The following is a 21,284-nucleotide window of genomic DNA, read 5'->3' as shown; positions in this document are numbered from 1 at the left end:
GTCTTGCTCGACGCGGGCGCGCGGACCCTCCACATCGGTCCGGAGCAGAGTTCCATCCGTTCGCGAAGGGAATGACACGATGAGCACTGGAAGCTTCATCTGGTACGAGCTGATGACCCACGACCCCGACGCCGCCGCGAAGTTCTATGGCGCCGTCGTTGGCTGGAAGATCTCGGCCCCGTCCGAGTCCATACCAAGCGGACAGGACTACCGCATGATCATGCGCGGCGATGGCGGCTCCGCTGGCGGCGTGCTGCGCCTTTCACAGGACATGGTGCAGCATGGCGCACAGCCCTGCTGGCTCGGCTATCTGCACGTGGCCGATGTCGATGCGTCCATCCAGGCCATGGTCGCCGATGGTGCCAGGGTGCTGATGCCGCGCATGGATCTTCCCGTCGGAAAGATCGCGATGGTCGCCGACCCGATGGGCACGCCCTTCTACGTGATGGCGCCGATTCCACCGCCCGGTAAGCCCGATGCGAAGAGCGACGTCTTCGACGTGAAGGCGTCGCAGCGCATCCGCTGGAACGAGCTGGCCAGCCCCGACCTCACGCGCGCCAAGACGTTCTACGCGAAGCACTTCCACTTCCAGTTCAACGACGTGATGCCCATGGGCCCGATGGGCGACTACTGCTTCGTCGACCACGACGGCGTTCGGCTTGGCGCCATCATGCAGAAGCCCGCCGAGGGCCCCGGCCCCACCGGCACCTGGCTGTTCTACTTCGGCGTGCCCTCGGTCGCGGAGGCGCAGCGCGCCATCACCGCCAACGGCGGCAAGGTGCTGCAAGGTCCGCACGAGGTGCCCGGCGGCGACTGGATTGTCGTCGCAACGGACCCCTCGGGTGCAGCATTTGGTGTTGTAGGAAGCAAGGGCGAGTGAGCCCAAGGAGCGCAACCATGACGAACCCCGTGAACAAGGCCCTCATCTGCCTCTGGTACGAACGCAATGCCGAAGAAGCGGCGGCGTTCTACGCCCGCACCTTCCCCGGCAGCTCCGTTGGCGCCACGCACCGCGCCCCGGGCGATTACCCGGACGGCAAGGAGGGGGATGCCCTCACGGTGGAGTTCACCGTGCTGGGCATTCCGTGCATCGGCCTGAATGGCGGTCCCGCCTTCAAGCACAACGAAGCCTTCTCGTTCCAGATCAGCACGAAGGACCAGGAGGAGACGGACCGCTATTGGAAGGCCATCGTCGGCAACGGCGGTCAGGAAAGTCAGTGCGGGTGGTGCAAGGACAAGTGGGGAATCTCGTGGCAGATCACCCCTGCCGCGCTGACGGACGGCATGAGTGATCCGGATCCGGCCGCGCGCAAGCGGGTGTTCGCCGCGATGATGGAGATGAAGAAGATCGACATCGCGGCGATCAACGCGGCGCGCAAGGGCTGATACCCGCGAAGAAGAATGCAAAAGAATTCCGGGGGCTCCTTCCCTGGGGGAACGGCGGTTCGCGCTCCCGCGAGCCGCTTCCACCAGGAGCCTTCATGTTCCGGATTCCGTCCCTGTGCCTCTGCCTCTTCGCCTCGCTCGCCATCGCTGACGAGTCCTCCAAGCCCGCACGGCTCACCGTGGCCCAGAAGAACGGCTGGGCCACCTACGACACGGAGCTGAAGAAGAAGGAGGACGCGGTCAACAAGGCCTGCGGGTCGTCCTTGAAGAGCAGCTACGACAGGTCGACCTACCCCGCCTTCGACCCGATGAAGGACCGGACCCAGAGCGCCTGCCAGTCCGCCGTGGGCACCCTCGTCGAGGTCTGCGGCACCCCGGATGGCAAGGCGGCGGTGAAGGAGGTCGTCACCCAGACGGTCTGCAAGCTGTCGACGGAAGGGACCAAGGTCTCGCTCGACGGGAGCGTGCTGACCATCCACATCGACCCGGCGAAGAGCTCCATCGCGGGCAAGCAGCCCGGGAACTACAGCTGGAAGGGCGCCCTCGAGGAGATTCTGTAGCCGCGGCGTGAGCGGCTCGTGCCAGGACCGCTCCTCTACCGGCGCGCCTGGGCGCGGGCAATGATGGCCCCCCTCGCCACACCTGCTTGCTCGAAGCAGAGCGCGGCGCGCGCGAGCGCCTCGGGCAACGACGCGACCTCCTCGTGCTGATCCGCGCCAGGACGGACGAAGCTGGTGACGGCCCTCGCGAGTCTCGCGGTGGTCGAGTTGATCACCACGAAGAACCCCTTGCAGTACTCGCGAGCCAGGTCGGCGATCTCGGCCTGATGATCCGCCAGCAGCATCCGCTGGGAATGGGTCAGCGGGCGGGACCGCGAGAAGTCGATGATCAGCACATAGGGCTCGCGCCGGTGGATGAGCTTGGAAAGGCTCCGGAGGATGCTTTCCATCTCGCTGTCCGTCGTGGTGTCGCTACGCTGGACAATGGCCAGGGGCCAGAGCGATTCGTCGAGGGTGTACATGGAGGGAGATGTCTCAATCGGCGGTTTCGGTGAAACATACACCACCCGCGAATCAGCGCGACAGAGCCCCGAAACATGCAACATAAGAAATCTGCAACAAATCAGATATCCATGTGACGTTGACACGCATCCGGGCGCGACGAATTTTCCAGACAGGAAGCTGCGCTTCTCCCCTGCTTCCAGGAAGCCGAGCCCCTTCACGCATGGATACGACAGGCGAGCCCCCCTTCATCTCCACCGGCCAGCTCCCCGCGGCGGAGCAGGTCCGGGCGTTGGTGGACGAGGCCTACCAGCGCCACCAGGGGAACACCGAGGGACAGTGCTCCCAGGTCTACCCGGCGCTCGCCAGGGTGGATCCCCGGCTCTTCGGCGCGTGCGTCGTGGGCATCAACGGCAGCAGCCATGGGGCCGGGGACGTGGACCATCCCTTCTCCATCATGAGCGTCTCCAAGCCGTTCGTCTTCGCGCTCGTCTGTCAGGCCTTGGGGCCCGAAGAGGTGCGGCGCAAGCTGGGGGTCAATGGCACGGGCCTGCCGTTCAATTCGGCCATGGCCCTTGACCTGAGCCCGGACGGGCGGACCAACCCCATGGTGAACTCGGGAGCGCTGGCGACCACGGGGCTCGTTCCAGGCAGCAGCCCCGAGGCCCGGTGGCGGTTCATCCATGAGGGGCTGTCGCGCTTCGCCGGACACCCGCTCGTACTCGACGAAGAGGTGTATGCCTCCGCGATGGAGACCCATCACCGCAACCAGGGGCTCGCCTTCCTGCTCCACGGTCTGGGCCGCCTGGAGGCGGATCCGGTCCTGACGACCGGGCTCTACACGCGCCAGTGTTCATTGGCGGTGACCGCCAGGGAGCTCGCCGTGATGGGAGCGACCCTGGCGGACGGAGGCGTCAACCCGCTCACCGGGGCGCGCGTCGTCGACGAAGAGGTCTGTCATTACACGCTCGCGGTGATGGCCACGGCGGGGATGTATGAGACCTCCGGGGACTGGCTCTACGACGTGGGGGTCCCGGGCAAGAGTGGCATTGGCGGCGGCATCGTCGCCGTCGCGCCGGGCAAGGGCGGGCTGGGCACCTTCGCCCCGCTGCTCGACACGGCGGGCAACAGCGTCAAGGGGCAGCTCGTCGCGCGGTTCCTGGCTCCACGGCTTGGCTTGAGTCTGTTCATGTCACGCCCTCAGCCTGACACGACGCGGTGAGGCTTGGGGTTCTTCTGTCGGATTCGATAGAACCCCCTCCGTGCCAACCCCATCCCTCGCATCGCGCGGTGGCTTCGCCTCCTCCACGCTCGCGCTCTGGCTGATGTGTCTGGCCTTGTTCGGCATCTACACCACGAGCGAGGCGCGGTTGCAGACGGACTCGCTGTGGTCCATCCCTTCCGCGGCCAGCATCCTCCACGAGGGCAACACCGACCTGGACGAGTTCCGGCACTGGTTCTTCCCGGGGACTGCCTATGCGCGCAACGAGGCCGGCGGCCACACGTACTACGTGTACCCGCCGGGCGTGATGGTCTCCGCGCTGCCGTTCCTCGCCGCCGCCGAAGGACTCATCTCCCTGATGGAGCCGGTGCTGCCCCGCCTGGGGACGTTCGGTGCCGAGGCGCTGGCCTGGCGGACGCTGTTCCGGCACACAGGGCGGGAGTACCTGGGCTCGTTCGCCCTCACCGAGCAACTCATCGCCTCGTTCTACGTCTGTGCCGCCGCGGCGGTGCTCCTCGTCACCCTGCGCAGGCGGGTGTCCCCGGGGGCGGCGCTCGTCACCGTGCTGCTTTTCGGTCTGGGCACCACGGCGTACTCCACCGCGAGCCGGGTGCTCTGGCAGCACGGCCCCGGGCTCCTCGCCATCGCCTGCGTCATGCTGTTGCTGGCCCGGCCCGCGCAGACCGCGCGCACCGCGTTCCTGTTGGGCCTCTGGGTCGCGGCCGCCTATGCCTGCCGGCCCACGCACTCCCTCAGCATCCTGGTGGTCACCGGGTTCATGGCCCTGCGCTTCCGCCGCCAACTGCCGGCCTACTTCGCGGGCGCGGCGCTCGTCGCGATACCCTTCTGCGCGTACCACCTGTCTGTCTATGGCTCGGTGTTCTCGCCCTACTACCGTCACACGGTGGATCCGCTCGCCGGACCGTTCTTCATGGCCCTGGCCGCCAACCTCGTCAGTCCTTCGCGAGGCCTCTTCGCCTTCTCACCGTTCCTGGCGCTGGGCGTGGTGGGCTTCGTCCAGCGGTGGCGCAGCCGGAGCCTGGAGCCCTACGAGGTCGCCTTTGCCCTCATCCTGGTCCTGCACTGGGCGGCCATCTCCTCCTTCTTCATCTGGTGGGCCGGGCACTCCATTGGCCCGCGCTTCTTCACCGACGTGCTGCCCTTCCTCGTCTACTTCCTCGCGTTCCCCGTGCAGGCGGTCCTGGAGGCCCCTTCACGGCACCGGGTCCTCGCGGGCGCGCTCGTCGTGACGGCCGTGTTCAGCGTGTTCGTCCACTGGCGAGCCTCGCACTCCTACGACGTCCACAACTGGAACTCCTCGCCGGTGGACGTGGACAAGAATCCTTCGCGCGTCTGGGATTGGAAGGATGCGCAGTTCCTGCGCGCCCTTCCCCGTGACGCCTGATTTCCGGCGGAGGCCCTGCCTCAGAGTGACGCGGCGATTCCCGGCGTGAGCCAGCGCACGCGCGGGTCGCTTCCCAGTACCTCGCGTGCCTGGGGCTCGGTCGCCAGCGGCTCGAAGGTGCCGAAGTGCATGGGCACGATGACGGAGGGGCGGAAGTACTTGCGCACCGCGAGCGCCGCGGTCCGGGGGTCCATGCCGTAGCGCCCGCCACCCACGTTGAGGAGCACGATGTCCGGGTGCAGCAGCTCCTGCACCAGCGCCATGTCGCCGAACAGCCAGGTGTCGCCCGTGACGCGAACCCCTTCCACTCCCGCGAGCCTCGCGGGCAGCACCACCCGGCCAGGCTCGTCGGGTCGCATCGTGGCTCCAGTATGGAGCAAGTCCGGGTCACTGCTTCGGCGCGGGCTTCTGCTCCTGGGTGCTGCGCAGGTCCGCGCGCACCACCGCGTTGCCAAAGCGCTCCACGTTGGTCAGCCAGGCCGCCGCGTTCTTCACGTAGCGCGCGGTGCCCGCCGTGTCCCACTTGTTGTAGAGGCGCGTGAAGCCACCGTCGAAGATGGCCCGCTTGCCGCCCTTGTCATGGAAGGCCGCCACCAGGTTGCCCGCGGAGCCATGGAGCAGCGGCGTGAGCTGCTCGCTCGGCTGGATGGTGGCGATGGTGATGCCCTCGTAGAGGTACTCCAGGCCGGTGGTGAGCAGGTGCCGGCGCAGCAGCCCCGGGCCCTCCCCGTCCTTGCGCAGGCCGACCGTCTGGTCGCCGATGATGTTGCCCACCATGACCGTGCCCAGCAGCGCCTGGCCCACCACGTTGGCGTCCGCGTAGTAGGGCGAGTTGTCGCCCCAGATGTACACGCCGTGTCCCGCGTCGAAGAACTCCTTGATGACCTTCACGTGCTCGGGCGTCAGGTGCTGCGTCTCGTCCGAGATGATCCACAACTGACACGCCTTCTGGAGCGCCTTGCGCAGCTCCTTGGGGTCTGGCGCGCTGTTGACCCAGCGGTACACGGAGAAGCCCTTCTCCTTCAGCGCGGCCTTCGGCAGCGAGAAGTCGAAGTCCTGCGTGTAGAACTGGAGCACCGCCACCGTCTGACCTTCGAAGGCGCCGTCCACCGCGAGGTCGTTCTGGTTGCCCTTCGCGTTGCCAAAGCCGTCACGGGCCGCGGGGCGCACCGTTTCGCGCAGCTCCTGGGAACCGTCATTGCGCGTCACCACCCGGCGAACGCTCTCCATGGGAGCGTTCTCACCCGCCACCTGGTTGTACTGCGCGAGGGCGGGAGTGGCGGACAGGACGAAGGCAATGCAGCAGAACAGCGGACGGAGGGCACGCACGAGAACCTCGACGAAAAGGACGTGGCACCTTCCACGCACGGCCCCGCGAAAAGTTCTTCAGCTGGCGTCCGCCACCAGGCCGGGCGCGGGCGGCACACCGAAGAAGCGCGAGAGCTCGGCCTGGGCCTCGCGGGCTTGCGCCGCGCTGATGCGCCCTTCGCGCTCCAGCCTCCCGATGATGACGCCAGCACGGGTGCGCAGGGTCTCGGGCCGCTGCGCCGGCAGCCAGCGACGCGGGGCGGGCAGCATGGCCGCGAGCATCGCGCCCTGCGCCACGCTGAGCGACCGCGCCGAGACGCCGAAGTGCTCGCGCGCCGCCGCCTCGATTCCGTAGACGCCCTCTCCCCACTCCACGACGTTCAGGTACAGCGCGAGGATGCGCTGCTTGGACAGGTGTGACTCCAACTGGCGCGCGAGCAGCAGCTCCTTCCCCTTGCGCAGCAGGCTGCGGTCCGTGGAGAGGTAGAGGTTCTTCGCCAGCTGCTGCGTGAGGGTGGAGGCGCCGCGCCCCAGGCGTGCCTCGCGCACCGACTGCTCGAAGGCGTTCTCCACCTCGGTCCAGTCCACGCCCTCGTGCCGGTAGAAGCGCGCGTCCTCGGAGCACAACACGGCGTCCACGGCGTGCGGGGCCACCGCGCCGAGCGGCACCCAGGCCTGGCGCACGCGAGGCTTCGTGCCCGCCTCCAGCGCCTCGTCGGCTCGCTGCGCCATGAGCGCGGTGGTGCGCGGGTTCTGCGTCCGCAGGGCGCCCACGTCGGGCAGCCGCGCGGCCTCCACGCCGAACCAGAGGGCCAGCATCAGCCACCCGCCGAGCGCCCAGCGACGCCAGGCCGGGCCTCCGGAGGGCTTCCCAGCGGGACGCCGGGCTCCAGAGGAGGGCTGCTTCGTCTTCTGCATCCGGACGGTGGAGGGGCGCGCAGGGGGCGGACGGGATGTCATCTGTACGCCTACATCTGCCCCGACCCGCCCCTGCTGTCCAGAACGCGGCCGGACGCGGATTTAACCCGGCTTAATTCGTCCGCTGCGGCGGTTCGCGCGACAACCCCTCTGACTGTCGCAGAGGGGGAAGTCCACATGCAGTGGCCGATTCGGAGCTTTCAGCCGTTCATCAACACCGTGAAGCCGTCCAGCAGCGGAGCCGTGAGCGCACCGCAGCAGGCGCCAGCAGGTCCGCCGCGGTCGTCGAGCGGCACGTCGTCCTGGGGAGGCGTGTCCACCGACAGCTTCAGCGGGAGCACGCCGGGGACTTCGAAGCGCAACCCGCTGAACGTGCCGGACACCGCGCCCTCCCCCACCGACACGCCGATTCTCGCGAAGCCGACGGCCTCCAAGGACTTTGCCGCCAGTGGCTCGGTGATGCTGGGCCCCAATGGCATCTCCGGGAGCGCGAGCCTCGAGGCCGGGGTGAAGGTGGATGCGGGCATCTTCTCCATGAAGGTGGCCGGGTACACCGAGCTGGGGGCGAGCTTCAGCCGGGACGCGGAGATGACGACCTTCAGCGTGGAGGCCGAGGTCGGCGTGAAGGGAGAACTCCAGGCGGACACGCCGAACGTCACCGTCACCGGCACCGCCCAGGCGGGCGTGCGAGGCAGCTACCAGGTGACGCTGCCGACCGCGGCCGCGGCGGGCATCACCTCGCCCAAACAGGCCGCCCAGCAGCTCAACCCGTCCCTGCCCCAGAACCTGCCGGTGGGCGCCACCGTGACGCTCAACGGCGAGTCCTTCGTGGGCACGGGGATGGAGGTGGTGTTCAAGAACATCTCCGGCATCTTCGGCGCCATCGGGGGGATGAGCACGGAGAAGGCCAGCGGCATGTCCCTCGCCGTCACCCGGCTGGACGACAAGACCGTCCGGGTCACCGCCGGCCCCACGGAGGCGGTGTCGCGCACCCTCGAGGGAAAGCTGGGCGTGTTCGATATCGCGTTCGGAGCGACGGACACGCGGCGCGTGGAGGGGCAGTTGAGCTCGCGGCAGGTGGACTTCGACATCTCCACGCCGGCGGGACAGGCGGCCTACAACCAATTCCTCGCCACGGGCGAGCTGCCGAAGAACGACCCGGCGAACGGCACGTCGAACGCGGCGACGGTGCAGATTGCCTCCGACACGCTCACGCGGGAGGTCACCTTCGCCATCGACCTGGGCGCGGCCGTGATCGACAGCAACGTGTACGTCGCCACGACCTACGACGCGGGTGGCCCGACGGAGTTCCAGTACACGGGCACCAAGGGCCCCGTCACCTTCTCGGTCAGTGGCGAGTGGAAGGACCCCGAGGACCCGTCCACGTACACCTATGCGGCCACCCTTCCGGACCTGGCCTCCGGCACCGCGAACGGGCTCCAGGACGTCTACCCGAACACGACGGGGACTGGCACCACGGCCTCCGTGTCCTTCACCCACGCGGAGGCACAGCAGGTCCAGCAGCTCGCGAAGGACTGGCTGACGGCCATCGAGCAGGGCCAGCCCGGATACGCGGGCAACACGCCGGAGAGCTGGGTGGTGGACGTCGCCAATGCGGCCACCCCTGAAGAGGCCATGGCCCTGCTGCTGACGCCGGAGACGAACAATGTCCCCGACGTGGTGGCGGAACGCGTATCCAAGCTCAGCGTCTTCCAGCTCAACAACGGCGGAGGACAGCTGCCGGGGTCGCTCACCCTCTCCGAGGGCTGACGTCGCGGACGTGAAGGCTCAGCCCTTGCCGCCGTCGTGGAAGTTCAGCAGGTCGACGGCGACGGAGAGGCGCTCGCGGTCCTTGAGGAACTCCGCGTCCTTCTGGAGTTGTTTGTACTGGCTCGTGGTGACCTTGGGCATGTCGCCGTCGATGCGCTGCTGGAAGATGGGCTCCGTGGGGCGGTCCTTGTGGAAGAAGGTCTGGTCCACGGACTCGGCGCGGTGGGTGCCGGGACGGACGTTGAAGCGCGTGTCCACGAGGATGTCCGGGTTGCCGGAAATGGCCTTGTCCGCGGGAATCATCGCCGTGTTGGCGCCGTGGGAGGCCGAGGCCAGGTTCTGCGCCGACTGCGTCTTCTTGCCGCCTTCGCCATGGCCCATGCCGTGGAGGATTTCGTAGGGGGTGTCCCTGTCGGCGGTGCCAAGCCCCTGCTGGTACTTCGTGGAGCTGGGCTCGCCCCCGGTCATGCCCTTGAAGACATTGGTGTGCTCGCCCTTGTCGCGGTCCGGCACCGCGGTGAGGACCTGCTGGGGCCCGAGCCCTCGCCGCTCCACGGGGCCTTCGTAGAAGAGGCCCTTCTTGTCCTTCGCCTGACTGCCGACGTGGGACAGCAGGTTGAGTCCGTCTTGCGGTGTGTCCTGCGTGGTGCGCAGGGACGACATGTCGCCGGTGCGGGCGGAGTGGGTGTCCTGCAGGCCCACCGCGTTCTGCTGCTTGTACAACTCGGCGGCCGAGGGGGGCGTTTCCCCCGTGGCCGCGGCCCGCTTGGGCCGCTTCGACGCGCCCGCGTCGAACGTATCCGCATCATCCCGGGGGCGCTTCGTCGAGGAGGAAGCAGAGGACTGCGTCTGGGGCGGAAGCGACGGGCTGCGCGTCGGCGTCGCACTGCCCCCAACAGGACTGGAACTCCTGCTGGGGCTGGGGCTGGAGAAAGAAGTCGGCCGCAGTTTGCTGGGCATGGGGGGCTCCATCAACAGACAGGGGAAGCGTCATGCCGACTGTGGCTGTCGTGACCCACGCAATGCAAGCCCATGACTCGCCTTGCGTTGACCAACGACAAACATCCAATCGCGATGGTTTCCATCGCAGGGCCGTCAGGGAGCGGGCGCCGCGGACTCGTTCACGAACACGTCGTGGAAGTACGCGTTCGCATACCCCAGGGGCGCAGGTGTGCCGCTGGCGCAGGTGGGCAGGTCATGGGTCACCACCAGGGCCTTGCTCGAGCTGCCGGGCGTGTGCGTGTCCGTCACGGTGTAGGCCCCGTACACCTCGGGTTGCGTGTCGCGCTGGAACACGAAGCGGTGATTCGCCACGTCCCACTGGAGCCGCAGCGCCACCTGCTCGCCCTGGTGGACCAGTCCCAGGTCCGCCGTGAAGAGCTGCGCGCGGGTCGAGCACGAGGCGTCCGTGCACCGCTCGACAAGCGCCTCCACCCGCAGCGCCTGGGAGCCGACGGGGTCCGTGGACCGGGAGACCATGCGGATGGAAGCGGTGACGTCGTCCTGCAGGCTCCTTCCCACCGCGCCCCGGGTGTTGAAGAAGTGGCCCGTGAGCTCGGCGGTGCTCTGGGCCGCCGGAGCTCCCGCCGGGGCCGTGCACCCGGTGCTCCTGGCATTGTTCAGGCGCACCTTCGCCGCGATGGCCGTCACCGCGGAGGACTGGGAGAAGCGCAGGCCGTAGCGGCCCGTCCCCGTGTCCGAACGGCTCATCAACCGCAGGCGGGTGAAGGCCAGCTCCCGGAGGGAGTCCAGCCGCGTTCCGGTCTGCTCATCCACCCACCGGGCCGGGTCGATGCCGCGGATCTTCGTCGCGCGTGGAGGGTTGGACTTCATCGGGTTGAAGTTGTCGTAGGGCACCATGGGTTCGACCGCCTGGGCCGTGCCCCCCAGCACCAGTGCAAGCACCGCGCACTTCAGGTTCATCGTGCTCATGGCGATTCCATTTCCTTCACGTTGAAGTAGTGCCGCACGCGGGCGTTGTCGCCCGTGGCCGTGTCGTGTCCTTCGGTCTCCACGGTGATGCCGTTCTCGTAGCCGTCCATGAAGCTCCCCAGGAGTTCCACCCCGGCGATCCAGTCAATGGCCGTCAACTCGCCCTTCACCCGGCGGAGCACGCCGCTGTTCGCGAAGAAGGTGAGGTGCGCGTCCTTGTCGTCCGCCTCCAGGATGGCGCTGCTCTCAGGCGTGGAGTCGTAGTGGTCGTTCGGGCCGGTGTCCGACTCCCAGATGGCCGACATCATGTTCACCGCCCCCGAGAAACCGACCGGCAGGTCTGGAAGGAGGCTGTCGGCGCCCGTGTGCACCCGCCAGTTCGGGTAGATGGTCTGGCCCTCGTTGATGTTCAGGAAGGTGTTCAGCTTCGTGAAGCCATTGGCGATCATCAGCACGCGCGGCGAGAACCAGTCCGCGCAGCAGCCGCTCGCGGTCTCCAGGTCGGTGACCTGCTTCACGGCGTACTCGACCCGGTGTTTCTTCATCGGGTTGTACTTCACGACGTCCTTCACCCGCGCCAGCTGCACGGTGACATCCACCATGGCGTGATCCGACAGGCATTGCTGGACGAGGTTTCCCTCGGAGTCCTCGCTGCCGGAGGTGGGATCGAAGTGCGGGTTGACGCTCGCCGTGGTGCCGTTGAGCAACGCGAACGCGGGGAAGTCCAAGGTGTCCTGGGCCGGGAACACCAGGACGTAGTCGAGGCGCTTCTTGGCATCCAGCTCGTTCACCACGTTGTCGGTGCAGACGCTGGACAGCCACGTTCCGCCCGCCATCGGGTTCGGACCGGAGACCACCCGGGCCAGGTCCCGCATCTCGGAGAACTGGGTGTTGGCCATGTCGAACGCGCTCAGCGTGCTGATGTCCAGGAGGCCAGGGCCCACCATGTCGGCGTACTGGTTGAAGGCGACGTTGGTCTGCACGCCCTTGGGCCCCACGGTGTTCAGGTCCCCCAGCAGGAAGGCGGGGCGGTCCAGGCCGCTCGGCCAGGTGCCCTGGGGAAAGGCGTCATGGACGTCAAAGCCAAAGACGGGGTCGGTCAGGGGTCCGCCCTGGCGCACCTGCTGGACGTAGGCCTTGATGTTGGAGAACTGGTTCTCGCGCGCGGTGGTATCGGGCCCCGCCGTGTTTTCTCCCGCGTTGACGTGGGTGCAGAACACGTCGACGAACTCGGCGTAGTCGGTCCCCTTGGCGAGCGTGGGGGTGTCGTGCTCATCGACGAAGACAGGGGCGGTCGCGGCGGGCGTGGCGACGCGCGCCCAGAGCACGCCCTTGGCCTGGGCGCAGTCGCTGCCGGTGCACATACCGAAGGGGAAGTGGTGCACCCCACCCTCGAGGATCTGCCGCGAGGACAGCAACACCAGTCCCGTGCTGAACAGGGACGGCTGGAGGATGTTGTCATTCAGCTCGGTGACGGCCTGCATGGGCGGCAGCAGCGCGCCCGCGCGCAGCGCGTTGACCTTCTCGATGAGCTCGCCGCGCTCATGCGCCATCCAGATTTCGGAGATGCAGGCGACCTCCTTGCGGAAGATCCGCTGGGCGACGGTATCGATTTCCCCCGAGCCGCCATCCTCGACCCAGGCGGTCACATCCGGCATCTGCCCCACGTTCCACATGGTGAAGCTGAGCGGAATCGGTGTCGGGCTCGCGAACTCGAGCGTTTCCCAGTTGCCCGTCAGGGTGCCGCCGGACGACAGGCCCGCGCGGTTGGGGAACCGGCCGCCACCCACCGTCTGCGCGGAGGTCGTCGGGACGGGAATGTGTTCGATGCCGAGTCCCAGCTTGCGCACCGTGGCCAGGAGCGGCTCGCTCGCGCCTCCGACGGGGAGGCCTGGCGCCAGCTTGATCTCGAACTCGATGTGGACGTGGGCCGGGTCCGAGGCCGGGCTCGACACCACCACGGTGGTGTCCCAGGCCTCGGTAGGGGCCGCGAGCGCGCCCCAGCCATTCGTGCCGCCGAGGTTGCCCTTGCTCTGGACGGTATCCGCGTAGCCCTTGACGGTGGAGTAGCTCAACGTGATGCGCCGGTCCTCGTCACGAGGCACGTGCGCGCCGGAGGCCAGCTGGAGGGTTTCGCCGCGCTTCGCATCGAGCCAGACGCTGACGGTGCCCTCCAGGCCCACGAAGTTCCCGCTGGCATTCCTGGGCTTGGGCAGGCGCATGCCGATGAACAGGGATTGCACGTGGCAGGGATTCTGGGGCTTCCCCACGTTGCACTCGTCCGCGGTGTAGCTGGCGTTGTCGGAGACGTAGAGGAACAGGTCTCCGTTGGGCCCCCCGTTCACGTAGTCCTGCAGCGGGAACTTCTTGCCGTCGGCGTACTCCAGGGCGGAAACCATGCCGTCCGCCGTGGGCTGGGTGCACGGAGTCGCGGGGCTGCAGTGGACCCCCGCGTCCTGGGGGAGAAGCTTTGTGACGTGAGGCGCCGCCAGGGCCCCCGAGGGGATGAGGCTGGCGAGGGCCAACAAGAGTGGAACGCGTTGCATGATGCCTCCGGGTCGAGCACCCGGAATGCACCGCGCATGCCGTGGGGCTCCTCCCCGGGAGGCAGTGAGGACGACGGCAAGGATTGCCGTGGTCGTGCAGGACTTGCCTGCGGGCCTTGCCGCCCCCCGCCTGCCCCGAGCCCCGAACGAGGACGCTTCCGGAGGGAGCGTGCCTTGGTACACCTGTTGCTTTGGGGAGGGCCTGCTCCAACCCAAGGACCCCCGCACCCATGATGAAGCTCCGCACCCTGCTGCTGTTGTTGCCCAGTCTTTTGTGGGGACAGCTCGCGCTCGCCCAGGCACCGGCTGTCACGACCTATTACGAACCCATGGAGGGAGGCGCCATCCGCTATCTCACCATGGCGTCCCCTTCCCTCGGCGGGTCGGGCCCCAGCCACCAGGTGTCGCTCGCGCTGGCGTTGCGCAACAACGAGGCGACGTCCGTCACGTTGACCCAGATCCTGATCGACTTTCCCGGCACGACGGTGCTGACGGGCATGTCCACCAGCCTCGTCGTGCCCGCGAACGCGGTCCGCAACTGGTCGTTCAGCGCCGCCCAGAACATCATCCTGCCGAACCCGGCGCCGAACAGCATCCGCATGCGGCTCTTCTTCACGGGCTATGCGACCCCGGTGACGGAGACGTTCACGCTCGCCGCCTACCAGGCGCCCACGCCGTCCGGCAGCAACCGATTCTGGGGCCGTGTGGGCGACCTGCGCCCCCACGAATACTGGCAGGGCATGGGCGCGGTGCACGGCGCGAGCGTCCAGGGCTGCCAGCTCTTCGCTTATGACGTGGGTGTCTATGGTTGGACGGGCTCCGGCTGGTCCGACGTGCTTCCGGGCACCGACGGTTCGCAGAACGAGCACTACCGGCAGTGGGGCAAGCCCATCTACGCGGTCACCGGGGGCACGGTGACGGACTTCGTCAACACCGACGCGACCAACTTCCCGGTGGGCTCCGTCAACCCGGCGTCGCACGGCGGCGGCAACAGCTTCACCATCGACAACGGCACGTATCTGGTCGGGTACGCCCACATGCAGGCCGGCACGCTCAACCCCAGCCTGCTGACCGTGGGCGCGGTGGTCCATGAGGGCGACTTCCTGGGCCTGCTGGGCAACTCGGGCAGCTCCTCGAAGCCGCACCTCCACATCGGGGCGATCAAGTCGGACGCGTCGTCGACGCTGTGGTCCCCCCAGTGCGGAGGCCCGCTGCGCCCCGTCCCGCTCAACAGCGCGTACGCCATCGACCAGGCGGTGCTGACCCCCTGGTTCGGGTTGGAGCAGCTCGCGCCCTGGTCCCCGATGAACGGCGTGGGCATTCCCAGCGGAGCGGCGCCCAATCACATCAACTCGCTCCTCTGGCCCGCGGCGAGCGCGCCGGTGGTGCTGAGCAACTCCGTGGTCAACGACTTCGCGCTGGGCTCCAATGGCCAGCTGTGGACCGTGGGCAGCAGCACGGGCGCGGTCCTCACCACCCACGACCGCCTGAGTGTCCCCTACAACACCGGTGTCTACCTGGACGTGAACCCGGGCGGCAGCGCGAAGGCCATCGCCGTCACCGCCACGATTCCGTATCTGATTGGGATGAACGACTTCGTCTACCGTGGCACCAGCTCGGGGTGGATCCAGACGTCGCAGACGGCGAAGCGCCTCACGGTGGATGAGTCCACCGGCAAGGTCTGGGTCATTGGCCTGGACGACAAGGTCTACTCCTTCAACCCCACCACCCTCGTGTGGAGCGCGCAGACGCCGACTGCTTCGACGGGCAAGGACATCGCGGTCGCGCAGGGCATCCCCTACCTCATCGGCATGGATGACCGCGTCTGGAAGCACAACGGCTCCTCGTTCGTGCAGCTGCCCGCCACCACGACGCTGAAGCGGCTGGCGGTGGACGGCGCCACCGGCAAGCTGTGGGGCATCGGGGCCAATGACGGCCTCTGGTTCTCCACGAACGGCAGCACCTGGGCCGAGCACCCGGGCGGCATCCGCGCTTATGACCTGACCCTGTTCCAGGGCACCCCGTACGTGCGCGGCCTGGACAACGGCGTCTGGAAGAAGGAGGCCTTCGGCTCCTCCCGCGTCAACGTCGTCCAGCCCTGAGCGTCCTGGCACGGCCTTGAGTGGACGGACCGCACCTGCGCGCCTTCGAGGTGCGGTTCGGCGGAGCGGCCGAGGCGGGCATCACCTCCGCCACTGCGGGCTCATTTCCGGGCCCGCACGAAGTCCACGAAGGCCTTGAGCACGGGGGGCAGGTGCCTGCGGCTCGGGTAGTAGAGGAAGAAGCCAGGGTAGGACGGGCACCAGTCCTCCAGCACGCGAACCAGCCGTCGCTGCCGGAGCAGGGATTCCACCTGCGACTCGAAGACATAGGCCAGCCCCAGTCCCGCGAGCGCGGCTTCGAGGATCTCCACCTGGTCGCTCAGCGCCAGCGAGCCTCGCGTCTCCACCTCCAGGGCCTTGCCGTCGCGCTCCAGCTCCCACGCGTAGCGTGAGCCATTGGAGAACCGGAACTGGATGCAGTCATGCGCGGCCAGGTCCATGGGCGTCTTCGGCGGAGGATGCTTCGCGAAGTACGCGGGCGTGGCGACGATGGCCGAACGCAGCCGGGGGCCCAGCGGAATCGCCACCATGTCCGCGGCCACGCGCTCGTGGAAGCGCACGCCCGCGTCGAACCCCTCCTTCACGATGTCCACGAACGCGGCGCCGTCGACGAGCTCCACCTCGATGCCGGGATGTTCCTCCAGGAACGGGCGCAGCACCGGCAGCAGGGCCAACCGGATCGCCACCCGGGCCGCACTGATGCGCAGCTTTCCCACGGGGGCCTCACGGAACGTGTTCAGGTCATCGAGCGCGTCGTCGATGTCCCGGAACGCCGGCCGCAGCCGCTCGGCGAGCCGCTCGCCCGCCGCGGTGAGCGCCACGCTCCGGGTGGTGCGGTGCACCAGCCGCAGGCCCAGCTTCTCCTCCAGCCCCCGCAGGCTGTGGCTCAGCGCGGACGGCGTCACGCCCAGCGCCCCCGCCGCTCGGCGGAAGTTCAGATGCCGGGCGATCTCCAGGAACACCGTCAGCTCACGGACGTCGGCCTGCATGGGGGCTGCCTTTCTACTGTTGAGCCGGATTCAACGGTCTTGTGCTCTGCGTGCGCATTCTCTCATGGACGGTCCAGGTCTATCTCTTCGCTCGTAACCCCTGACGAGGAGCACGCACATGAAGACCTGGCTCATCACTGGCGCATCCCGTGGTTTCGGAGTCCTCATCGCCCAGGCGGCGCTCGACGCGGGAGACCGTGTCATCGCCACCGCGCGCAATCCCCAGAGCATTCCCCTGGCGGCCCACCCGAGGCTGGTGGTCGCGAAGCTGGACGTCACCGACGAGGCCGAGGCCCAGCGCGTCGCGGCGGAGGCGGGCCGCATCGACGTGCTCGTCAACAACGCGGGCTTCGGCCTGCTCGGCGGCGTGGAGGAGTCGAGCGCCGCCGAAATCGAGAAGCTCTACCGCACCAACGTCTTCGGCCTGCTCGCTGTCACCCGCGCGGTGCTACCCGTGATGCGGCAGCAGCGCTCCGGACACGTCATCAACCTGTCCTCCATTGGCGGCTACCGCTCGTCCGCGGGCTGGGGCGTGTACTGCTCCACGAAGTTCGCCGTGGAGGGCCTGAGCGAGGCGCTCCATGATGAACTGGCCCCGCTGGGCATCCACGTCACGGTGGTGGAGCCCGGCTACTTCCGCACCGACTTCCTGGACGCGGCGTCACTCACCCGGGCGGAGCGGATCATCCCCGACTACGCGCAGACGTCCGGCGCGATGCGGTCTCGCGCGGTCGAGCTCAACCACCAGCAGCCGGGCGACCCGGCAAAGCTCGCGACCGCGATGATAGAGCTGGTGAAGCTGGAGCAGCCTCCGCTGCGGCTGGCCCTGGGCAGCGACACGGTGAAGGCCCTGGAGGAGAAGAACGCCTTCGTGGCCCGCGAGCTGGAGGCCCACCGCGCCCTCTCGCTCTCCACGGATTTCAGCTGAGCCTGGTGTCTGACACTCACCGCTCTGCTCAAGCCTGCTGAGCGAGGGGAACGCGTTTCAGGTGCCGTTCAATGCGTTGGCGCTCTGAGTCCTGCAGCAGGAGGTGTTTGGCTTCCTGCTGCCAGACGGTGCGGATCAGCTCGACCGCCTGGGTGACCCAGGTGGTCACCTCGGCGAAGGTACGGTTGCTCACCTCGGCGAAGGCCTTGAATGAGTCAAGACGAACGTCTTCGAACTGACGTGAGCCTCCGATGCTCAGCGCCAGGTCATCGCTGATGGACTCGGGCGCGAAGAGCACGGATGAAATCAGGTCGTAGGCGGGAGACAGCCTGGGATGACGTCCATCCTTATAAAGCAATGACCAGTTCTTCAAATGCGCATCCGTGTTGCCGCTCAGCACACAGAAGACCAGCCGCTCGCAGAACGCGCGGACGTCATCTGGCGAGAGGTAGGCGAGCAGGGCCGCGAGGTATTCATAGCGCCCGCCATATTGAGAATCGCCGGGAGGTTTGTCGAAGACCTGGGCCATGTCCTCCATGTGGATGCGCTGTCCCGTGGACGTCCGGTCGAAGCGCTCGATGAGAAAGACGGAACCGTCGCCCGTGGGGATGTTCTGGGGCAGGTCCGCGAACTCAGAGACCTGCGCCATCCGGAAGGTGGGCACCTCTATCTTCGAAAGCCCTGCCCAGGTCATGGTCGAGTGCTCGATCCGGGGAAGGTCCTTGAAGCTGGGGTCATGGAACTTGGCGATCCATGCACCTGCTTTCTCACCCTGGACGGGGACGGTCAGCCCCCGCTCTCCCTCGCGGACCGAGAGCTTCCACTGTGCTCCGGCCAGGGAGAAGCGCAGCTTCGCCGCGCTGGGCGGCTCGATTCGCGCACGCGGGACAGGCTGAGTCGACAACCGTGGCTGGCCGGGAATCAGGACGATCGCGCCAGGCAGCTCCGCGCCCAGGTACTCCAGAAGTTCAAACTCATCATCCGTGTCCACCCCCAGCTCCCGTGCAAGGGCGCGGCGCAGCGGCCCCTGGGGAAGCAGGTGGGAGAACCAGATGGGGACGTGCCCCGTGGTGGGGATGTCGTAAGGCTTGCGGTCCTCGAATAACTGTCCCAGGACCGGGCGCGCTGGGGCCTGGAGCCAGGCCGCGTCGAAGGAGAAGCGGTACTCCCATTCCTCCAGATGTTCGATCAGCCCGACGCGCGTATCCCCGATCCATACCTCCAGAGCCCTCACGGAGACGTCACCTGTGCGTCAACCCGGCGGAGCAACTCTGCGATGGGCGGACGGTCACCATCGTCCGAGGCAATGCGCTCCGAGAAAAATTGGTTGAGCCACTCGTCCAGGATGTCGTTCCGGCGATCAATGAGAGTGTGGGGGCTTTCCAAATCCAGTGACTTCACGGCGTGCTCATCCAGCGCATGGCTTCGCAGGACCTCCACCGACGCACTCTTGAAGGCGTGAAATTTCTCTTCATTCGGAAGCAAATAGCGTTCAACGACATATTGCGCGCCCGGATAAATAGGGATGAAGACCTGCTCCAAATCACGCTCATCAAGCCATGTGCGGATTTCATCCAACCGGAAGCGCTCTCCACTCTCCGGGTCACGCGGCCCCAAGTGCAGCAGGGCTAACGCGCACAAGCGCATCTCCACGCTTCCGACACTCCAAGGAGTCGATGACAAGGCAAAGCCCAGGTTGAACACCAAGGGAAGCCTTTCCAGCAGCCGATCCACCGAATCAAATTCGCTTTCGTCAATGTCCGACTGGAGCTTTTGGATGTTTTCAAGAGCGGCCTCCGCATGGACCTTGGACAGTGCGCCTCGCCACACCCAGCGGGACAGGAGGGTCCGGGTGCGCGGGTGGGGGCGTGGGTGCAGATGGAAGAAGCGCGTCAGCACGATGAGGGACAAGGGGTATGGGAGCAGCCGACGGTGAGGGATGCCCACGTCGTCCGCCAGGAACCCAATGGCATGTCTCAGCGCCGTTTCGGTCCGCTCCACGGCCTCCGGATGGACGCTGTCCACCGCCCCTCCTCTCCGGATGAAGTTCTGGCGCAGGTCGATCCCCTCCACCGCCTTCAGGCAGTGGATGAACAGGTCCGTGGTTATCTTTCCAAAGCCAGTCTCCGCCTGAAGGCGGTTGCAAGCGCTTTCGATGGGACGCGGCTTCTGCCCACCAAAAAGCGCCTCGAAGACCTCGCTCTCCCGCATGGGCACACCCGAGGTGTTGACCCGCGTGAAGATGAGTCGCATGACCTCCTGGGAGGTGCTTTCGACGATGTACGAGGGGACCTGGTACTCGCGTAGCGCCTTCCCCAGGGCGATGGCCCCCTGGACGAGGTCAGGACGCGTGCTCCGAAAGGGCCATTCGTTGAGCCAGGTGAGGAGCTTGAACGAATCTGCTACGACGTTGACCGGAATCCAGTGGGGCGGTGGTTCGGCGGCCCGAAGGTGCACGAACTGCTCCGCCTCCAGGTCGAACCAGACGGAATGAATGTCCCCGCGTGGGTGGCGATCTGGATGCAGCATCGCGGCCGCCAGGGCCGTCAGGCGCTGCTGTCCATCCACCACGAAGTAAGCATCCGTCATTCGCGGCGCATCAATGCGCAACGGCCCGAAATGCAGGGACGCCGGTTCCGCCGGTCCCTTGAAGAGAAGCAGGTCCCCGACGGGAAAGCCCCGGTAGACGCTGTCGAAGAGGTCCAGCACGTGCGTGGCGCGCCACTTGAGCGGGCGCTGAAAGTCGGGGACCCGGATCCGCCCGTCCTGCACGTGCTGTAGCAGCGTGTCCACCATGAAGGCGCGGGCCTCGGGTCGACGCTCCAGTCGGGTCTTTTCCATCGTGTGGATTGCTTACCCACGTCCGACCCACCGCGCAAGGAACGCCCCGCTCCCAGCGCCAGCACCGCGCGAGCCGCTGGCACGGGATGGAACTGCCCCTCTGGCAGCACATCGACAGTGAGTTGCCCGCCGTGCGGCGACCTCGGCCGTGACGCTTACCGCGAGACCGACCGGGCTGGTGTTGCCTTGCTCAAAGGGATGGGCCCTCGCGAGGACGCCACTGACGCCAGCAACTCCGGCCCGGGCCAGGCATGGCTCGGCCGTCCTTCCGCCAGGAAGTCCACCGCGGGCGACAGCACCTCCGGAGCATAAAGGATGCGGAAGTGCCCCAGGCCTTCCGTGCGCGTGAGCTTCGCGCCCGGCCACGCGCGCGCCACCGCTTCGCCTGCGTTCAGCGGCACCTCGCGGTCCCCCACGTCGTGGAAGATGCGCAGCGGCACGTCCAGCCCTGGCGCGAAGGCTGGCAGCGCCAGGTCCGCCAGCCGCATGTCGAAACGCTCCTCGATTCGCGCCGCCATCCGCCGCCACATGGCCTCCGACAGGCCCACCGTGTCCGCGAAGGCCCGGATGCCCGCCAGCGGATCCGCCGGCGGCGAGATGAAGACCGCGCGCTCCACCTTCATCCCGTCCCGCAGCGCCACCGCCGTGGCCGCCGCGCCGAACGAGTGCGCCACCACCGCGTAGGGCCCGCCCGTCGCCTGCCCCACCGCCGCCACCATTCCCGCCAGCTCCGGCAGCGAGCTGGTGCGCCCGGAGGACGCCCCGTGCCCCGGCGCGTCGTACGTCACCACCGAGAATCCCGCGTCCACCAGGGGCTGCACGAAGGCCGTGAGCTGCCCGCCGTAGCCGCTCCAACCGTGCACCAGCAGCACCCGGGGCCCCTCGCCCCAGCTCCACACCGCCACCTTCTCACCCTCCACCCTCAACACCCGGGGC

At 67.5% G+C, this 21,284-nt stretch carries 20 protein-coding genes; 8 read left to right on the top strand and 12 right to left on the bottom strand.

Annotated elements, in window-relative coordinates; translation table 11 throughout:
• Positions 1 to 79: 79 nt before the first annotated feature.
• The 3 genes from D7Y15_RS13350 (at position 80) to D7Y15_RS13340 (ending at position 1,946) form a co-directional block, all read left to right on the top strand.
• On the top strand, positions 80 to 880 hold the full coding sequence (locus D7Y15_RS13350) for a VOC family protein (protein ID WP_121752817.1): 801 nt from the start codon (positions 80 to 82) through the stop codon (positions 878 to 880).
• Between the two features lie 17 nt (positions 881 to 897).
• On the top strand, positions 898 to 1,386 hold the full coding sequence (locus D7Y15_RS13345; protein ID WP_121752816.1) for a VOC family protein: 489 nt from the start codon (positions 898 to 900) through the stop codon (positions 1,384 to 1,386).
• A gap of 95 nt (positions 1,387 to 1,481) precedes the next feature.
• Positions 1,482 to 1,946 (top strand): hypothetical protein, encoded by a 465-nt coding sequence (locus tag D7Y15_RS13340; RefSeq protein ID WP_121752815.1) that lies wholly within the window; start codon positions 1,482 to 1,484, stop codon positions 1,944 to 1,946.
• 35 nt (positions 1,947 to 1,981) lie between these two features.
• Here D7Y15_RS13340 and D7Y15_RS13335 read toward each other — a convergent pair whose 3' ends face one another.
• Positions 1,982 to 2,407 carry a hypothetical protein gene (locus tag D7Y15_RS13335; protein WP_121752814.1) on the bottom strand — a complete coding sequence of 142 codons (426 nt, stop codon included), beginning with the start codon at positions 2,405 to 2,407 and terminating at the stop codon, positions 1,982 to 1,984.
• 203 nt (positions 2,408 to 2,610) lie between these two features.
• Between D7Y15_RS13335 and glsA the strand changes: the two genes are divergently transcribed.
• Both glsA and D7Y15_RS13325 read left to right on the top strand, forming a co-directional pair.
• Complete coding sequence (gene glsA, locus D7Y15_RS13330) at positions 2,611 to 3,609, top strand: glutaminase A (RefSeq protein WP_121752813.1); 999 nt, start codon at positions 2,611 to 2,613, stop codon at positions 3,607 to 3,609.
• Positions 3,610 to 3,649: 40 nt separating this feature from the next.
• The gene (locus D7Y15_RS13325; protein WP_121752812.1) at positions 3,650 to 5,014 is read left to right on the top strand and encodes a hypothetical protein; all 1,365 of its coding nucleotides are present in this window, start codon (positions 3,650 to 3,652) and stop codon (positions 5,012 to 5,014) included.
• Between the two features lie 20 nt (positions 5,015 to 5,034).
• On the opposite strand, the gene D7Y15_RS13320 is transcribed toward D7Y15_RS13325, so the two are convergent.
• The 4 genes from D7Y15_RS13320 to D7Y15_RS13305 form a co-directional block, all read right to left on the bottom strand.
• Positions 5,035 to 5,373, bottom strand: coding sequence for a hypothetical protein (locus tag D7Y15_RS13320; protein ID WP_126934061.1), 339 nt, complete (start codon positions 5,371 to 5,373; stop codon positions 5,035 to 5,037).
• Between the two features lie 28 nt (positions 5,374 to 5,401).
• Positions 5,402 to 6,343, bottom strand: a complete 942-nt coding sequence (locus tag D7Y15_RS13315; RefSeq protein WP_121752811.1) for a hypothetical protein — start codon at positions 6,341 to 6,343, stop codon at positions 5,402 to 5,404.
• A 57-nt stretch (positions 6,344 to 6,400) separates the two neighbouring features.
• The gene (gene mtgA / locus D7Y15_RS13310; RefSeq protein WP_120577318.1) at positions 6,401 to 7,282 is read right to left on the bottom strand and encodes a monofunctional biosynthetic peptidoglycan transglycosylase; all 882 of its coding nucleotides are present in this window, start codon (positions 7,280 to 7,282) and stop codon (positions 6,401 to 6,403) included.
• 158 nt (positions 7,283 to 7,440) lie between these two features.
• On the bottom strand, positions 7,441 to 7,623 hold the full coding sequence (locus D7Y15_RS13305) for a hypothetical protein (RefSeq protein ID WP_148712757.1): 183 nt from the start codon (positions 7,621 to 7,623) through the stop codon (positions 7,441 to 7,443).
• On the opposite strand from D7Y15_RS13305, the gene D7Y15_RS13300 reads away from it, so the two are divergent.
• Positions 7,613 to 9,010, top strand: coding sequence for a hypothetical protein (locus D7Y15_RS13300; RefSeq protein WP_121752809.1), 1,398 nt, complete (start codon positions 7,613 to 7,615; stop codon positions 9,008 to 9,010). The two genes, D7Y15_RS13305 and D7Y15_RS13300, sit on opposite strands and share 11 nt — an antisense overlap.
• Before the next feature lie 18 nt (positions 9,011 to 9,028).
• Here the strand turns inward: D7Y15_RS13300 and D7Y15_RS13295 are convergent, their stop codons facing one another.
• The 3 genes from D7Y15_RS13295 to D7Y15_RS13285 all read right to left on the bottom strand — a co-directional run bounded on the left by D7Y15_RS13295 (position 9,029) and on the right by D7Y15_RS13285 (position 13,488).
• Positions 9,029 to 9,970 (bottom strand): hypothetical protein, encoded by a 942-nt coding sequence (locus D7Y15_RS13295; RefSeq protein ID WP_121752808.1) that lies wholly within the window; start codon positions 9,968 to 9,970, stop codon positions 9,029 to 9,031.
• 135 nt (positions 9,971 to 10,105) lie between these two features.
• Positions 10,106 to 10,942: a hypothetical protein gene (locus D7Y15_RS13290; RefSeq protein ID WP_121752807.1), complete on the bottom strand. Its 837-nt coding sequence runs from the start codon at positions 10,940 to 10,942 to the stop codon at positions 10,106 to 10,108.
• Entirely contained in the window at positions 10,939 to 13,488 is a 2,550-nt protein-coding gene (locus tag D7Y15_RS13285) for a hypothetical protein (RefSeq protein ID WP_148712756.1), read from the bottom strand. Before D7Y15_RS13285 ends, D7Y15_RS13290 begins: the two co-directional genes overlap by 4 nt.
• Positions 13,489 to 13,718: 230 nt before the next feature.
• Here D7Y15_RS13285 and D7Y15_RS13280 point away from each other — a divergent pair, with 230 nt between their 5' ends.
• Positions 13,719 to 15,590, top strand: coding sequence for a M23 family metallopeptidase (locus tag D7Y15_RS13280; protein WP_121752805.1), 1,872 nt, complete (start codon positions 13,719 to 13,721; stop codon positions 15,588 to 15,590).
• A gap of 101 nt (positions 15,591 to 15,691) precedes the next feature.
• Here the strand turns inward: D7Y15_RS13280 and D7Y15_RS13275 are convergent, their stop codons facing one another.
• Positions 15,692 to 16,579, bottom strand: a complete 888-nt coding sequence (locus D7Y15_RS13275) for a LysR family transcriptional regulator (protein WP_121752804.1) — start codon at positions 16,577 to 16,579, stop codon at positions 15,692 to 15,694.
• A gap of 118 nt (positions 16,580 to 16,697) precedes the next feature.
• Here D7Y15_RS13275 and D7Y15_RS13270 point away from each other — a divergent pair, with 118 nt between their 5' ends.
• Positions 16,698 to 17,507 (top strand): oxidoreductase, encoded by an 810-nt coding sequence (locus tag D7Y15_RS13270; protein ID WP_121752803.1) that lies wholly within the window; start codon positions 16,698 to 16,700, stop codon positions 17,505 to 17,507.
• Between the two features lie 28 nt (positions 17,508 to 17,535).
• Here D7Y15_RS13270 and D7Y15_RS13265 read toward each other — a convergent pair whose 3' ends face one another.
• The 3 genes from D7Y15_RS13265 to D7Y15_RS13255 form a co-directional block, all read right to left on the bottom strand.
• On the bottom strand, positions 17,536 to 18,741 hold the full coding sequence (locus tag D7Y15_RS13265) for a type II toxin-antitoxin system HipA family toxin (RefSeq protein WP_121752802.1): 1,206 nt from the start codon (positions 18,739 to 18,741) through the stop codon (positions 17,536 to 17,538).
• Positions 18,738 to 20,348 carry a DUF262 domain-containing protein gene (locus D7Y15_RS13260; RefSeq protein WP_121752801.1) on the bottom strand — a complete coding sequence of 537 codons (1,611 nt, stop codon included), beginning with the start codon at positions 20,346 to 20,348 and terminating at the stop codon, positions 18,738 to 18,740. Before D7Y15_RS13260 ends, D7Y15_RS13265 begins: the two co-directional genes overlap by 4 nt.
• 155 nt (positions 20,349 to 20,503) lie before the next feature.
• Positions 20,504 to 21,284: alpha/beta hydrolase (locus D7Y15_RS13255; RefSeq protein WP_121752800.1), on the bottom strand; the 781-nt coding region annotated here is incomplete at its 5' end.

The sequence above is a fragment of the Corallococcus sp. AB030 genome, assembly GCF_003668965.1.
Taxonomy (GTDB): domain Bacteria; phylum Myxococcota; class Myxococcia; order Myxococcales; family Myxococcaceae; genus Corallococcus; species Corallococcus exiguus.
The sequence above is the reverse complement of the archived record's forward strand: the minus strand, read 5'-3'. Positions and strand labels throughout refer to the sequence as shown.